The following is a 14,075-nucleotide window of genomic DNA, read 5'->3' as shown; positions in this document are numbered from 1 at the left end:
GGCGCCCGCCGGGCCGACCGCGGACCCGCTGAACGTTAACATCACCCCACCGAACACGACGAACAGCGCGGTCAGCGCGAGCGCCCACCGGCTCCGGACCGCCAGGCGGTACTCCGTGACCGCGACGACGAAGACGTGCCGGATCGTCCCGCGAACGCCGTCGTTCGTCGAGGTCTCGGCCGCGGCGGCGGTCGCAGCCGACTCCGAATCCGCCGCGTCGACCTCCGGGCCGCCGTCGAGCGCGTCGACCGCGGCCGTCGCGTCCGGATTGCCGCCGTCGGGACGCGTCGCTTCCCCCGTCCCGTCGTCGGACCCACCGCGCGAGTCGCTCATGGCGCCACCTCCTCGCGGTCGGCGGTCGCGTCGTCTGCCCGACCCTTACCGACCCGCGCGTCGTGCGCCGCGTCGTCCCCGACCGCCTCGCGGAACGCCGCCCGGAGACCGTCGCGGTCGCGACCGGAGCGAGTCGCCGAGTCGCCGTCGCGGTCGGCGGCGGCCTCCGCCTCCGCGGCGAGCTCGTCGACGGACCCCGCCGCGCGCACCCGACCGTCGTGGAGGACGGCCGCGCGGTCGCAGAGCCGTTCGACCTCCCCGAGCACGTGCGAGCAGAACACCACCGTCGCGTCGGTCTCCGACGTTATCTCCTCGACGATGGCGTGGAACTCGTCGACCCCGCGCGGGTCGAGCCCGGCCGTCGGCTCGTCGAGGATGAGCACGTCCGGGTCCGGGAGCAACACCGTCGCCAGCCCGAGCCGCCGCTGCATCCCGTTCGAGTAGCCCGAGACGCGGCGGTCGGCCTCGTCCGCGGTCAACCCGACGCGCTCGATCGCCTCGGCGGTCCGACCGTCCTTCGAGAGACCGCGCATTGCCCGATGGACGCCGAGCACCTCCCGGCCGGTGAGCCCGTCCGGGAACCCGACGTGCTCGGGGAGGTAGCCGACCCGCTCGCGGATCCGCCGTCCGTCCTCGGTCACGTCGGTGCCGCCGACGCTGACGGTTCCCGCGTCCGGCCGGTCGTGGCCGACGAGCAGCCGGAACAGCGTCGACTTGCCGGCCCCGTTGGTGCCGATGATCCCGAACGTCGAGCCGCTCGGGACCGTCAGCGAGAGCCCGTCGAGGGCGGTCACGTCCCCGTACGTCTTCCGCACGTCGGTCGCGTCGATTCTCATTGTGAGTCCTCCGTGTCCGCGGGTCGGTTCGCGGCGCGGCTCGCTCCGTCGTCGCTCGCCCCGTCGCCGGGCTCGTAGGCCCGCCAGTCGTGGTTCGGCTCGACGAGCGGGCGACGGTCGACGACGCCGGGCGTCTCGATCACCGGGAAGGAGCTCTCGGCCAGCCGCACCGCCTCGAACGCCGGGCTGTTCGCGAAGGCGGCCGCCTGCGGGTTCTCGGCCACGAGGTTCTCGACGATCCCGATCGGGCGGTGCCGGATCTCGCTCACGCCGTCCCCGTCGCGGTCGGCGACCCGAGCGCCGGACCAGTAGTTGCCGCGATCGGTGCCGTTCCACGCGACGAGCGAGTTGCGGGCGGTCCGGACAGCGCGCTCGTTGCGGACGAAGCTGTTGCCCGCGACGACCTCGCTCCCGCTCTCCGCGGCGCTGTGGATCCCGATCCCGTTGCGGTAGATCAGGTTGTCGACGAGCCGGTTCCCCTGCGCGTTGTAGAGGTAGAGCCCGTTGCGGTTCGCGACGAGGTGGTTGCCGGCGATCACCGACTCCTCGATGTCCTTCGCCATGATGCCGTGCCCGCTGCTGTCGTCGTTGCGCAGGGCGGTGTTGTTCCGGACGGTCAGCCCCTCGCTCACCATCAGCGCGTAGCCGACGCCGTTGTCGGCCGCGACGTTGTCGACGAGGCGGTTGTCGTCCGAGTACATGTAGTGGACGCCGTAGCGCGTGTGGCGGATCGTGTTGTTCTCGGCGAGCACGTCAGTCGCCCACGAGAAGTAGATCCCGTCGCGGGTGTGCGTGATCTCGCTGTCGCGGATGACGGTCCCCCTCGTCTCGAACAGGTGGATCCCGTTGCCGCGGTCGGTGACCGGGAACACCTCCTCCCGGCCGTCGATCCGCACGTCTTCGATGACGGCCTCGTCGGCGCCGTCGATCCAGATCCCGTACGCCGTGTCGGTGATCCGGACCGACTCGATCCGGGCGCGGTCGCCCGCGACGAAGACGCCGGCGTCCTCGGTGCCGAGGTCGCTGCCGGAGCCGCGGACCCAGACGCCCGAGACGGTGACGTTCTCGCCGCTCAGGGTGAGCACGCGACCCTCGCCGCCGCCGTCGATGACCGCGCCGCCATCGCTCGCGACGATCCGCAGGTCGTCGACGGTCGCGTTGACGCGCTCGTCGAACCGGCCGTCGAGGACGACAGTCTCGCCGGCGGCGGCGGCGTCGACCGCCGCCTGCGCAGACGCGAACGACTCGCCGTCGACGGTGGCGGTCCCGTCGCGGTCGGGCGCGGTCACGCCCGTCGCGGCGAAGTCGGTCGCGACGTCGAGCCCGGAGGCGACGGAGGCGTTCGGGCCGGCGGCTCCGCTCGCGTCGGCCGCGCCGCCCGCACCGCTGCCCGCCCCGGCGACCGGGAGCGCCACGCCGAGCGCGACCGCGACGACGGCGACGGCGCAGGCGGCCGCCAGGAAGCCGACCTCGAGGCGGTCACCCGACATGGTCGCCCCCGCCGACGTCGCGGTCCCGGTCGGCGGCCTCTCCTCCGGTGGCGCGCTCGCGGACCTTTCCGGGAAGCCCGCGGGCCAGCGCCGGGAGCTCGCTCACGGTCGCCTCGATGTCCCGCGCGAGGTAGGCGGTCGCGAGCAGCAGCACCGCGACGACGGTCATGTACCCGCCGGGGCCGAACCACGCGAAGCCGCTGATGTTGGCCACCTCGTAGGGGCCGAGCAGCGGCGGCGTGAACGACTCGATGCCGCGGAGCGGCGCGTCCGGGTCCAGCGAGTGGCCGGCCTGATAGAGCCGGTACTGGATGAACGCGAACATCCCCACGAAGACGGTGATCGTCCCGACGAGCTGGGCGGTGAGCCCGGCCTTCAGCTTGCGCACCGTCGGCGCGAACGCGACGAACGCGCCCGTCAGTGCGAGCCCGACGAACACGACCGGGCCGAGCAGCCACTCGGGGACGTCGATCGCCGCCTCGCTGACGGGGTAGTTCGGATCGATGAACACCGGGTCGGGGTAATAAAAGCCCGCGTACTTGTTGAGCCCCTGTACCTCGGCGAAGTCGCCGCCCAGACGCGGGTAGGCGTACAGCTCGATGAGCAGCTCCTGACCGGGGTACTGCGGCGCCGTGAGCGTGATCTGCCACATCGGGACCAGCAGCGCCCCGACGAGCAGCGCCGCCGCTGCCAGCGGGAGCGCGCGTCGGATCTCGGTCAGCCGCGTGAGCGACGAACTCATGGCGTTATTCCTCCGGTTTGACGATGAGCCGCGAGCGCATTTCCAGGTGCAGCGCGCTACAGAAGTGCGCGCAGTAGATCCAGTAGACGCCCGGCTCGTCCGCCGTGAACGTCGCCTTCCGCGTCTCCTGCGGAGCGAGCCGCATGTGGACGTCGTGTTCGGGGATCGCCACCGAGTGGAGCATGTCGCTCGTGGTCTCGATGTTCGTCACCTGCATCTCGATCTCGTCGCCCTCCTGGACGACCATCTCCTGGAACCCGTAGTGGTTCCGGGTGGAGTACATCTCGATCTCCACGCGGTCGTCGCCGACCCGCTCCATCGTCTCCTCGCCCTCGGCGGTGTAGTCGAGTTCGAGGTCCTCGGGGTCGTACGTCGCCTTCGGGTCGATCTTCGACTTGTGACAGATCGAGGCGTCGTGCGGCTCGGCCTGCGCCGGCGAGTCCTTCACCAGCTCCATGCCGTTCTCGTCGTCGCCGATGTAGATCAGCTGGTCGTTCTCGGGGTGTTGCGGGCCGACCGGAAGGAACCGGTCCTTCGAGAGCTTGTTCAGCGAGACGAGCCAGTCGCCCGCCGGGTCCTCGGTGTACGACTCCGCGGCGATGAGGTGACCGGGGTTGTAGTGGACGTCGATCTTCTCGATCACCGGGCTCTCCGAGCGCGCCTCGGCCTCGACGGCCTTCTCGATGTCCCACTTGACGACCTGCGAGTCGATGAACAGCGTCGTGTACGCGTGGCCGCGCCCGTCGTAGGCCGTGTGGAGCGGGCCGAGCCCCAGCTTCGGCTGGCCGACGATGGCGTCGGTGGGGTCGTCGACCTCGTCGATCTTGTCGATGTCGATGACCGACGCGGTCGGGTCGAGCTTCCCGCTGACGATGACGTACTCGTTATCGGGGGTGACGCTGACCCCGTGCGGGCTCTTCGGCGTCGGGATGTAGTGGACGATGGGCTCGTCGCCCTGGTTGAGCGGGCTGTCCTTCCGCCCGTCGACGACCGGGACCTCGTTTATCGTCTCGTAGTTCCCGGCCTCGACGGCCGCCTCGATCCGCGGGATGTCGAACGCCTTCACGTCGTCGCGGTCGGCGCGGGTCATCCCCGACTCCGTGGCCGCCTCCTCGGTGTTGTAGGCGCTGGTGAAGAAGTACCGGCCCTCCTTGCTCCCGTCGCCGTTGTCCATGTTGCCGTCGATGAGGACCTCCCACTCGACGTTCATGTTCTCGGGGTTGATCGCGGCGAGGACGGAGCCGTACGAGTCCGGGTCCTCGAGGTCGCCGGTCCCGTCGTTGGGGATCGGCGTCCGGAACTCGCCGACGCCGAAGATGAGGTCGGTGTCGGGCAGCTGCGCGCAGGCGCCGTGGGTCCCCTGCTGGTTCGGGATGTCGACGATGGCGTCCGTCTCGAAGTACGTCAGGTCGATCCGGGCCATCCGGCCGTTCGCCTTGTCGTTGACGTACGCGAACCGGCCGTCGTAGTCGCCGTCGGTCTGGCTGATCCGCGGGTGGTGGGTGTCGCCCCACGTGTAGCCGCCGGCGTCTTCGAGCATCTGCTTGCTCTCGTCGTCGAAGCCGTAACCGCGCGAGGCGTCCGGATTGAACACCGGGATCCGGATGAGCTCGCGCATCGACGGGAGGCCGTACACGCGGACGTCGCCGGCCTGCCCGCCCGAGAGGATCGCGTAGTACTCGTCGTGTTCGCCCGGCGGCACGGAGTTGTCGACGCCGCTCGCCGAGGCCGTCCCTTGGACGTCGTCCTCGCTCAGCAGGCTGGTACAGCCCGCCAGCCCGCTGAGTCCGCCGGCGGCCGCGCCGGCCTTCATGAAGTCGCGGCGACGGACGCCGGGGAGCATCGAATCGAACCCGTCCGTCGAGCCCGTCGTCTGGTCGCCCGATTCTCCCGCGTCCGTGGACCGTTGTGTGTCGTTCGACATAAGTTGGTACGCGAGCGGCGATTCCCTCGCGACAGGCGGACGTTGCGCGGTGCCGTATATAGCCCCCCGAGCGGCTTGCTGCGCGGTTGGAAGCGCGCGAACAGGTTCGGCGATCGCCGGTCGCGTTCCGAGGTCGTGAGAATCCGGTCCGGGCGTCCGCCGTTCGAGGTGCGAACGATCGGTCGAAGAAAAGCGGCTTCGTCGGGTGGGTTCGCGGAGCGCGGCTCAGGGGCGCCGGGTGGTCACTGGACGACGACGGCGCCCTTCATGCCGACCGACGCGTGGGGCGTACAGACGTACTTCTGTATGCCCGTCTCCTCGAAGGTGTACTCGAAGGTGTGGCCCTCCTCTTGGATCGTCTCGCTCTCGAAGTCGCCCGACTCGGCGGAGACGTTGTGCCCGCCGCCGTTCCCGGTCCACTCCCAGACGACGGTGGTGCCGGCGCTCACCGCGACGGCGGCCGGGCCGAACGAGAGCCCGTCGCCCGCTCCGACCTCGACGGTGACCTCGTCCTGGCCGGTGGCGTCGACGGTCTGCTCGTAGTTGTTCGCGCCGTCGAACCAGCCGCCGTAGTCCGGCTCCTCGCCGAGGTACTCGACGTCGCTACCGGAGCCGCCGTCGCTCCCGTCGGAGCCGTCACTGCCGTCCGAGCCGTCGCTTCCGTCGCCGCCGTCGCCGCCGTCGCCGCCCCCGCCGGAACACCCGGCGAGCAGGAGGGTCGTGCCCGCAGCGGTCGTCGCCTGTACGAACCGTCTCCGTTCGAGCGTCGTGTCGTCTGTCATGTGGTCTATCGTTGGTGGGGTGTAGTTGTAACGCCCTGCGCGTCGCCTCGCCCGTCTGGAATCGCGTCGAACACGTTCGGGGGTTTCGCCCGCCGGGCCCCGGTCGGTCGACCGCTCGGTTCCGGTCGCCTACGGCTCTCCCCGCGGCGCCAACACGACCAGCGCGGTCCCGTCCTCGCGCGCGGTCGGTTCCACGCTCCGCTCGCCGTCGAACCGGAGCAGCTCGCCGGCCTCGACGCGGTGGGTCTCGCCGTCGAGGGCCACGTCGAAGGCGCCCTCCAGCGCGTGGAACAGCACCGTTCTGTCCGGATGATCGTGTTCCGCGACGCCCTCGCCGGCCGCCAGCGAGAGGCGAACGGTCTTCGGCTCCTCGCCCGGGAAGGCCGACGCGTGCGGCTCGCCGTCGAGGTCGTCGAGCCGGACCGTCTCCGGTGCCGCCCCCGACGCCGCCTTCGGCAGCTCGGCGACGAACCGCTCCGGCCCCTCGCGCTCGACCGCGTACGCCTCGTCGTCGAACGCGGGGACCTCCGCCGACAGCTCGTAGTAGAGCGGCTTCGGGTCGTGGTCGTTGACTATCGTGAGCGACTCGCCCGGCTCCAGGTCGGCGAACGCGTCGTGGATCCGATCGTGTCGCTCGTTCGGCGCGATCTCTCTGACGTCGAGTTCTGGCATCGCCTCGTCCTCGACGCCGCAGCCGCATGTCGGGCGGCGCGAACACGTTCGGGACCGACGGAGCCGCGCGGGGCCGCTCGGGGAGAGAGCTCGTCAGCCGTCGCCGAGCAGTCCATCGATCCGCTCGCCGATCTGGCCCATCGTCGCGTCCGAGAGGCCGTGTCCGTCGCCCGAGTCGATCCGGCACTCGACCGCCGCACCCGCGCGCTCGAAGACGCGCGCGGTCGCCCGGACGCGATCCGGGGGCACGTACGGGTCGTCCTCGCTGCTGACGAGCGCGATCCGGGTGCCGGCGAGCGGACCGTCGCCGTCGCGCTCCACCCCCTCGACCGCCTCGGCCTCGCGAGAGTCGAGGTCCTCGCCCGGCAGCGCCGCAGAGGCGACGAACGCGCCCCCGAACGGCCGAGGTCGGCGCCGAAGGAACTCGGCGACGACCGCGCCGCCCTGCGAGACCCCGACGAGGACGACGCGCTCGGGCGGGACCCCGGCGTCGCGCGCGACGTCGACCGCGCTCGCGACGCAGTCGGCCGCCGAGGTCAGCGCGGGCTCGTTCGCCGACACCGGCGCCTCGTGCGGCGCCGGGAACCACGTCGACCGGACCGCGCCGGGCGCGAGCAGCGTCGCGCCAGACCGGTAGAACTCGTCCGCGAGGCGGACGATCCCCTCCGCAGTGCCGCCGCGGCCGTGGACCAGCACGACCGCGACCTCGGCGGCCGCGACCGGCGCGCCGCCGGTGACGAGCGTCGCCTCGGCGTGCGGTCCGGAGACGCCGGGGATCTGACGGCTCACTCTTCCGTCTCTCTCGCCTCGCCGTGTCCGCCGGTCTCCCCTGGCCCGTCGAACGCCGGCAGCTGCGACTCGATCAGCTCGCGGTCCGTCTCGAACCGCGGCGGGAGGTAGAGCGCCGTTGCGTGCCCGGTCGCCTCCGGGTCGGCGAGCCCCGGGCCGGGCGGCCCGTCGGGGGTCGGCGCCTCGGTCGCGAGCTCGACGAGGAGCCCACCGGGGCCGCGGACGTACAGCGAGTGGAAGAAGTGGCGGTCCTTCACGCGAGACACGTCGTACCCGCGGTCGCGGAACAGCCCGTGCCACTCCAGGAGCGTCTCGCGGTCCGCGACGCGCACCGCGGCGTGGTGGAGGGTCCCCGGGCCCTCCCGGAGGTACGACGCGTCCCGGTCGAGCAGGTCGACGGCCGTCGCGCGGTCGCCGGGCGCGCGGTACCGCACCCGGTCGCCCGCCTCCGCCTCGTACTCGAACCCGAGCGTCTCCAGGACGCTCGCGGTCCCGTACGGGTCCGCGGGGAGCGCGGTCACCCCGCGGAGCCCGCGGATCGCGTGCGCGGCCGGGACGGGGCCCTCGGTCCAGGGGTCAGACCCGCCGCTCTCGGTTTCGACCAGTTCGACCCGCGTCCCGGAGGGGTCCGCGAGCGTCAGCCCGCGGTCGCCGAAGCGCGCGTCCGGACCGATCGGCGCGAACTCGACGCCGCGGTCCGCGAGGCGGTCGCGCCAGTAGCCGAGCGAGTCCGGCGGCACGGCGAAGGCGACGGCCTCGTAGCCGGGTTTCCCGGTCCGTCCGGGCTCCGCGTTCTGGTCGGGAAAGACGGTGAACACCGAGCCCGGCGAGCCGGTCGCGTCGCCGAAGTAGAGGTGGTACCGGAGGCGGTCCTCGTAGTTCACCGTCCGGCGGAGCAGGCGGAGCCCGAGCGTCCCGCCGTAGAAGGCGGCGTGGGCCTCGGGGTCGCCGACGATCCCCGTGACGTGGTGGAGCCCGGGGGTGTCAGAGAGCATGGGGACGGTCGGCGCCGCGCGGGAAAGTCGGTGTCGGTGGGGGCGATCGCCGAGGCTCGCGATCGAGGCCTCAGGAGAGCCACAGCAGCCGCACGTTGCTCGCGGTGAGGTACGTCCCGGTCGCCGTGAGCAGCACCGGCGGGAAGTAGTACAGCAGGCCGTCGCCCTCGCGCGCGCCCTCGACGCTGATCCAGAGCATGACGAGGTAGACGGCGATCTTCAGGGCGACGAGCCCGGAGAGGCCGAACGACTCCAGGGCGACCCGCACGACCGGGTTCGCCTCCTCGATCGTCGGGACGTATCGGAGGAAGGCGATCGTGGAGACCACGTCCCCGACGCCGTACGTCGCGGTCGCCGCGATCCACAGCCAGTAGAACTCGTTCGGTCGCCGGCGGTAGGCGGGGCGCCGACGGGACCGGTCGCGGGATCTGACCACGCTCAGAGCTGTCGGCCGCCAGACGTGAATCTGCCGGTCCGCGGAGCCGCCGAAGCCCGCACCGCGTCCGGGGCCCCGCAGCCTTCCAGCCGACTTAAGAGGGATCGCGCCGTCTCGCCGGGCGTGACGGAGCCGTCGACCCGCGAGGAGAAGCTGGAGCTCGGCGTCGAGCTGCTGGCCCATCTCGAACGCGAGGAGCTCGACCTCGCCGCCGCGGTCGACCGGATCGAGACGATCACGACGAGCCCGGCGCTCACCCGCGACATCCTCGACGCGGCCGAGAAGCGCGGGATCATCGACCGCGAGGGCGCCCGACTGCGGGTACGGCGTAACGGGACCTACGTCGAGTACGACAGCCAGGTCGTCGCGCGCGAGGGCGACTTCGAGTGCCGGCGGTGCGGCACGTCGATCTCGACGGGCCACTTCATCCGGCTGGACGCCGGGGAACTCGGCCCCTTCGGCTCCTCGTGTATCCGGAAGGTGACCGGGCGGGAGTCGGAGTCGCCCTCGGAGTCGGAGTGAGCGCGGCCTCGGCCGCTCGCCCGCCGTCCGACCGTCGACCGAACTCGCCGGAGTATTTACGTCGGCGCCCGAAGCGACGGTAATGACCGCGCCGAACCGGAACGTGCTGTGGGCGAACGCGCTCGTCGACGAGCTCGTCGCCGCGGGCGTCGACGCCGTCGTCGCCTCGCCGGGCAGCCGCTCGACGCCGCTGACCGTCGCCGCCGCGGGCCACGAGGAACTCACGGTGTTCTCCCAGTTGGACGAGCGCTCAGCCGCGTACTTCGCGCTCGGCCGTGCCCGCCGGACCGGCCGCGTGACGCCGCTGATCTGTACCTCGGGCACCGCCGCCGCCAACTACCACCCCGCCGTGATGGAGGCGAGCGAGGCCCGCGTCCCGCTGCTCGCGCTCACCGCCGACCGCCCGCCCGAACTGCGCGACTCCGGCGCCAACCAGACCGCCGATCAGGAGAAGCTGTACGGCGATGCCGTCCGCTTTTATAAAGACCTCCCGGAGCCGGCCGCGAACAACCGGGCGCTCCGCTCGCTTCGCACCACCGTCGCCCGCGCCGTCGCGGCTGCGGAGGGCGCCGACCAGGGACCGGTCCACCTCAACGTGCCGTTTAAAAAGCCGCTGGAGCCGACGCCGGTCCCGGGCGACGTGCCCGACGACCTCCCCGAGGCGGCCGAGCGCGGCCGCGACGCCCCCTACGTCGACGTGACGGCCGGCGCCCCCGAGCCGGGCGACGACGAGCTGCGCGCGCTCGCGGCCGAACTGGGCGACGCGGACCGCGGCCTGATCGTCGCCGGCCCCGCCGACCCGCCGGGCATCGACCCCGAGTCGGTCACTGCGCTCGCGCACGCGACCGGGTTCCCCGTGCTGGCCGACCCGCTCTCCGGGCTCCGGTACGGCGGGCACACGCGCGTCGCGCCCGTCGTCGGGAACTACGACGCGTACCTCTCGGCAGACCTCGCGGGCGGCGGGGAGGAGGGAGACGGCGACGCCGCGGGGGCGGCTCGTGAGTGGGCCGACCCCGACCTCGTCCTCCGGCTGGGCGCCTCGCCCACCTCGAAGCGCCTCCGGAAGTACCTCGCCGAGACCGGCGCGGACCAGTACCAGGTCGACCCCGCGGGGCGCTGGCGCGAGGCCGAGTTCGCCGCGACCGACCTCGTCGTCGCCGAGCCGAGCCGGCTCTGCGCCCGCCTCTCTCGGCTCGTCGGGGGCGGGAGCGGTGAGCCGGACTGGCGCGCGCAGTGGGAGGAGGCGGACCGCGTCGCCGAGGCGGTTCACGTTCGGGATGCGGACGGAGGAGACGACACGGACGCGGCGGCCGACGTGACCGCGAGCGACGAGGCGGACGCCGGCTTCCACGAGGGCGACGCCCTCCGCGCCGTCGCGAGCGCGCTCCCCGACCCGGCGACGCTGTTCGTCTCGAACTCGATGCCCGTCCGCGACCTCGACCGGTTCGTCGGGCCGACGACCGCGAACGTCACCGCGCTCGGCAACCGCGGCGTCTCCGGGATCGACGGGATCGTCTCCAGCGCGCTCGGCGCGGGGAGCGGGACCACGGACGACCTCACCCTCGTCGTCGGCGACATCGCCCTGTACCACGACTCGAACGGCCTGCTCGCGGTCGACCGCTGCGACGTCGACGTGACGGTGGTCGCGGTCAACAACGACGGCGGCGGCATCTTCCACAAGCTCCCGATCGAGTCGTTCGAGCCGCCGTTCACCGAGTCGTTCAAAACGCCGCACGGGCTCGACTTCGAGCCGCTCGCGGAGCTTCACGGCCTCGGCTACGAGCGGATCGACGCGCGCCCCGACGCGCTCGCGGACCGCGGCGAGACGCCGGCCGAGCGCGCGCGGGCCGCCGCTGACGACGTCGGAGCCGCCGTCTCGCGGGCGCACGGGGACGACGGGTCGCACCTGATCGAGGTCGACACGGACGCCGAGGCCAGCCACCGGACGCGGGAGCGGCTCGCGGCCGCGGTCGAGCGCGCGGTCCACGGCGAGAGCGCGGCGCGTGGCGAGGGGTCGGACTCGTCGTAGTCGCGCGGGTCCGAGCCGTCGTGATCAGGGGACGATCGGGCTCGGTCCCTCGCCGCGGCGCTCGCCGAGCGAGACCCCGGCGTACGCGACGACCGCGAACTGGATCCCGACGCCGAGGCTCGCGCCGAGCGCGAAGACGGCGGTGGCGACGGGGCCGCGGTCCGGACCGAGGTACCAGAGGACGACGGCCGAACCGAGCAGGAATGAGGCGGTCGCGCTCGCGCCCGTCGCCAGCGCGGTCAACGTGGCTGAGACGTCGGCGTCCCCCAGGCCGGCGAGGAGCGCGGCGCCGAACAGCAGGCCGTAGACCAGCAGGAACGCCGTGAACTGGGCGCTCACGAGGTACGTCGAGAGCGCCTCGGCCGACGGGAGCGAGACGGGGGATTCGAGGAGGATCGGCGAGAGCCGTCTGATTCCGCTGACCGCGAGCGCGACGATCGCGGCGACGATCGGAGGGAGGGCTGCCGTGCGCATACCCGTGAGCCCACGTCGACATCACTTATAAACCTCGATCGTGAGGGGGCGCCGGACGGCCCTGTTCCCGACTCACTCCACGTCGAGGACCGCCTCCGCGCGCACGTCGCGGTCCGTCGCCGTCGCCTCGCCCACGACTCGGTAGGTCCCCGAGGGCGGGTCCCGCCACGTCGCCTCGTAGCCGACCGCCTCGCCCGGGCCTATCGCCTCGCTGCCGAGCGCCTGCGTGAACATCCGGCCCGCGCCGTAGCGCCAGACCGGATCGTCCCCGTCAGCGGCCGAGCCCTCCGCACCCTCGTCCGCCGGGTAGGCGGTGAACTCCGCGCGCTGGCCGGTGCGGAAGTCCAGCGTGACCGGCTCCGAACCCGCGTTTTCGATCCGCAGCGAGAGCGCCACCCCGTCGTCGGCCTCGGTCGCCGCGAGCGCCGCGTCGAGCATGGTCGCGTCTGCGAGGCCCGCGAGTAAAATACCTCGGCGGGCCCGTTCCGCAGATCCGCTCGGGAGGGGGACCGAGGCGGTCGACGACGCCTATAAGCCCCGCCTTCCCCTACCTCGCGGCGTGCAGGTCGTCGGCTACGAGACGGACGGTGCGAGCGGCTCGCCCGACACGGACGGCGACTCGGAACGGGCTCCGACCGCCGAGGCGGACGGACCGATCGGCGGCGGGCTCTACGTCGCGAGCGGCGGCAGCGTCGACTACGTGGACGCGGGCCCGGGCACCGAGCTCGCCTTCGGGCTCGGCGAGCGGCGCTGCGCGGGGACGGTCCACGAAGGCGATCATATCGCCTGTGACGCGTCGGACGCGCCGTACTGCGACGACCACTCGCACGTCTGGGTGTGCGCGCGGTGCACCGGGACGTGCCTGAAAGACGAGATGGACTGCCACGAGACGCACGCGATGTACCTCGCCGCGTTCGCGCCGGACGTGCTGAAAGTCGGCGTCACCAGGGAGTGGCGACTGGGCACTCGCCTCCGCGAGCAGGGCGCCGACCGCGCGGCCCACATTCGGACCTTCCCGAACGGGCGGATCGCCCGCGAGGTGGAGGCGGAGCTGGCCGCCGGCGACGACCTCGTCGACCGCGTCCGCGTCCCGACGAAGCTCGACGGGTTCGGACGCGCCGTCGACGACGCGGCCTGGGAGGCACTTCTCGACCGATTCGACCCGATCGAGCGGTTCGACTTCGACTACGGGCTCGACCTCGACGAGCGCCCCGTCGCGGAGACGATGGCGGCGGGGACCGTCCGCGGCTGGAAGGGGCGCGTACTGGTGCTCGACCGCGGCGGCTCGACGTACGCCGTCGACGCGCGCGACCTCGTCGGCTACGAGCTGACGGACGCGATGCCCGAACGAGAGCTCCAGTCGAGCCTCGGGGCGTTCGGCGGGTGACGGGGGGCGTCCTCTCGCTTTTGTTCGGCGACCCGTTCGCCGCGATGAACACGGTCGGGCTGGTCGCGTTCGCGCTGGTCGGCGCGAGCAAGGCGGTCCGCGAGGAGTTCGACCTCTTCGGCGTCGCGGTCGTCGGGCTGGCGATGGCGTTCGCCGGCGGGGTCACCCGCGACCTCCTCGTCGCGCGCGTCCCGCTCGCGCTGCGCTCGCCGGTCGAGATACTCCTCGGGCTCGTCGGCGTCGCGCTCGCGGTCGGACTGAGCGCGTGGCTCGCCAGCCCCGACGAACACCCGGTGACGCTCGTCGCGGACGCCGTCGGCCTCGCCGCGTTCGCCACGACCGGGGCAATCGTCGCGACGGACGCGGGGGTGTCCGTCTTCGGCGTCGTGGCCGTCGCGACGATCAACGCGGTCGGCGGCGGCGCGCTCGCCGACATCCTCCTCGACCGCGCGCCGTTCATCCTCTTCGAGGACTTCTACGCGAGCTGCGCCGTGCTGGGCGGCGTCACGTACTGGCTGGTCGGCGCGCTCGGCGGGCCCTCGGGGGTCGCGGCCGCGACGTGCGCGGCGGTGACGGTCGGCCTCCGGCTCGTCGCCGTCGCTCGCGGGTGGCGGCTCCCGACCGCGAAGCGGTTCGGCGACCGCTTCGGCGGCTGATCTCCTCA

The 14,075-nt window shown here is 72.6% G+C and carries 15 protein-coding genes and 1 pseudogene; 4 read left to right on the top strand and 12 right to left on the bottom strand.

The features are described from left to right. The 10 genes and pseudogenes from C470_RS02385 to C470_RS02340 all read right to left on the bottom strand — a co-directional run. A pseudogene (locus C470_RS02385) lies at positions 1-333 on the bottom strand (ABC transporter permease); the annotation flags it as partial. Next, a complete protein-coding gene (locus C470_RS02380; protein WP_007993513.1) occupies positions 330-1,169 on the bottom strand; it encodes an ABC transporter ATP-binding protein in 840 nt (279 codons plus the stop codon). The pseudogene C470_RS02385 and the gene C470_RS02380, both read right to left, overlap by 4 nt. Further along, entirely contained in the window at positions 1,166-2,659 is a 1,494-nt protein-coding gene (gene nosD, locus C470_RS02375; protein WP_008364992.1) for a nitrous oxide reductase family maturation protein NosD, read from the bottom strand. The genes C470_RS02380 and nosD overlap by 4 nt, the downstream gene beginning before the upstream one ends. Beyond that, on the bottom strand, positions 2,649-3,401 hold the full coding sequence (locus C470_RS02370) for a hypothetical protein (protein WP_007344337.1): 753 nt from the start codon (positions 3,399-3,401) through the stop codon (positions 2,649-2,651). The genes nosD and C470_RS02370 overlap by 11 nt, the downstream gene beginning before the upstream one ends. 4 nt (positions 3,402-3,405) lie before the next feature. Further along, positions 3,406-5,325, bottom strand: a complete 1,920-nt coding sequence (gene nosZ, locus C470_RS02365) for a TAT-dependent nitrous-oxide reductase (RefSeq protein ID WP_004595978.1) — start codon at positions 5,323-5,325, stop codon at positions 3,406-3,408. A 242-nt stretch (positions 5,326-5,567) separates the two neighbouring features. Then, positions 5,568-6,107, bottom strand: a complete 540-nt coding sequence (locus C470_RS02360; protein ID WP_008364989.1) for a halocyanin domain-containing protein — start codon at positions 6,105-6,107, stop codon at positions 5,568-5,570. Between the two features lie 129 nt (positions 6,108-6,236). Beyond that, complete coding sequence (locus C470_RS02355) at positions 6,237-6,779, bottom strand: DUF2249 domain-containing protein (RefSeq protein ID WP_008364986.1); 543 nt, start codon at positions 6,777-6,779, stop codon at positions 6,237-6,239. A 93-nt stretch (positions 6,780-6,872) separates the two neighbouring features. Next, complete coding sequence (locus C470_RS02350) at positions 6,873-7,568, bottom strand: alpha/beta hydrolase (protein WP_008364985.1); 696 nt, start codon at positions 7,566-7,568, stop codon at positions 6,873-6,875. Continuing rightward, on the bottom strand, positions 7,565-8,563 hold the full coding sequence (locus C470_RS02345) for a VOC family protein (protein ID WP_008364982.1): 999 nt from the start codon (positions 8,561-8,563) through the stop codon (positions 7,565-7,567). Before C470_RS02345 ends, C470_RS02350 begins: the two co-directional genes overlap by 4 nt. 70 nt (positions 8,564-8,633) lie before the next feature. Continuing rightward, complete coding sequence (locus C470_RS02340; RefSeq protein ID WP_004595968.1) at positions 8,634-8,999, bottom strand: hypothetical protein; 366 nt, start codon at positions 8,997-8,999, stop codon at positions 8,634-8,636. A gap of 123 nt (positions 9,000-9,122) precedes the next feature. Between C470_RS02340 and C470_RS02335 the strand changes: the two genes are divergently transcribed. Together C470_RS02335 and menD are read left to right on the top strand one after the other, a co-directional pair. Then, positions 9,123-9,521: a DUF5830 family protein gene (locus tag C470_RS02335; protein WP_004595966.1), complete on the top strand. Its 399-nt coding sequence runs from the start codon at positions 9,123-9,125 to the stop codon at positions 9,519-9,521. Positions 9,522-9,603: 82 nt separating this feature from the next. Next, entirely contained in the window at positions 9,604-11,550 is a 1,947-nt protein-coding gene (menD, locus tag C470_RS02330) for a 2-succinyl-5-enolpyruvyl-6-hydroxy-3-cyclohexene-1-carboxylic-acid synthase (RefSeq protein ID WP_008364980.1), read from the top strand. Between the two features lie 24 nt (positions 11,551-11,574). Here menD and C470_RS02325 read toward each other — a convergent pair whose 3' ends face one another. Together C470_RS02325 and C470_RS02320 are read right to left on the bottom strand one after the other, a co-directional pair. Next, positions 11,575-12,024, bottom strand: coding sequence for a hypothetical protein (locus tag C470_RS02325; protein WP_004595962.1), 450 nt, complete (start codon positions 12,022-12,024; stop codon positions 11,575-11,577). A 72-nt stretch (positions 12,025-12,096) separates the two neighbouring features. Continuing rightward, complete coding sequence (locus C470_RS02320) at positions 12,097-12,462, bottom strand: BsuPI-related putative proteinase inhibitor (RefSeq protein WP_008364978.1); 366 nt, start codon at positions 12,460-12,462, stop codon at positions 12,097-12,099. Between the two features lie 121 nt (positions 12,463-12,583). On the opposite strand from C470_RS02320, the gene C470_RS02315 reads away from it, so the two are divergent. Both C470_RS02315 and C470_RS02310 read left to right on the top strand, forming a co-directional pair. After that, positions 12,584-13,411 carry a DUF2797 domain-containing protein gene (locus C470_RS02315; protein WP_007344332.1) on the top strand — a complete coding sequence of 276 codons (828 nt, stop codon included), beginning with the start codon at positions 12,584-12,586 and terminating at the stop codon, positions 13,409-13,411. Then, complete coding sequence (locus C470_RS02310; RefSeq protein WP_008364976.1) at positions 13,408-14,067, top strand: trimeric intracellular cation channel family protein; 660 nt, start codon at positions 13,408-13,410, stop codon at positions 14,065-14,067. The genes C470_RS02315 and C470_RS02310 overlap by 4 nt, the downstream gene beginning before the upstream one ends. Positions 14,068-14,075: the final 8 nt, after the last annotated feature.

Source organism: Halorubrum distributum JCM 13561, assembly GCF_000337395.1.
Lineage (GTDB): Archaea > Halobacteriota > Halobacteria > Halobacteriales > Haloferacaceae > Halorubrum > Halorubrum distributum.
Note: the sequence above shows the minus strand (reverse complement) of the source record. Positions and strands in the feature narration are given on the sequence as shown.

Excerpts from the sequence above, each read along its gene's own strand:
- C470_RS02380 (WP_007993513.1), bottom strand. The coding sequence starts at position 1,169 with ATGAGAATCGACGCGACCGACGTGCGGAAGACGTACGGGGACGTGACC.
- nosD (WP_008364992.1), bottom strand. The coding sequence starts at position 2,659 with ATGTCGGGTGACCGCCTCGAGGTCGGCTTCCTGGCGGCCGCCTGCGCC.
- C470_RS02370 (WP_007344337.1), bottom strand. The coding sequence starts at position 3,401 with ATGAGTTCGTCGCTCACGCGGCTGACCGAGATCCGACGCGCGCTCCCG.
- nosZ (WP_004595978.1), bottom strand. The coding sequence starts at position 5,325 with ATGTCGAACGACACACAACGGTCCACGGACGCGGGAGAATCGGGCGAC.
- C470_RS02360 (WP_008364989.1), bottom strand. The coding sequence starts at position 6,107 with ATGACAGACGACACGACGCTCGAACGGAGACGGTTCGTACAGGCGACG.
- C470_RS02355 (WP_008364986.1), bottom strand. The coding sequence starts at position 6,779 with ATGCCAGAACTCGACGTCAGAGAGATCGCGCCGAACGAGCGACACGAT.
- C470_RS02345 (WP_008364982.1), bottom strand. The coding sequence starts at position 8,563 with ATGCTCTCTGACACCCCCGGGCTCCACCACGTCACGGGGATCGTCGGC.
- menD (WP_008364980.1), top strand. The coding sequence starts at position 9,604 with ATGACCGCGCCGAACCGGAACGTGCTGTGGGCGAACGCGCTCGTCGAC.
- C470_RS02325 (WP_004595962.1), bottom strand. The coding sequence starts at position 12,024 with ATGCGCACGGCAGCCCTCCCTCCGATCGTCGCCGCGATCGTCGCGCTC.
- C470_RS02320 (WP_008364978.1), bottom strand. The coding sequence starts at position 12,462 with ATGCTCGACGCGGCGCTCGCGGCGACCGAGGCCGACGACGGGGTGGCG.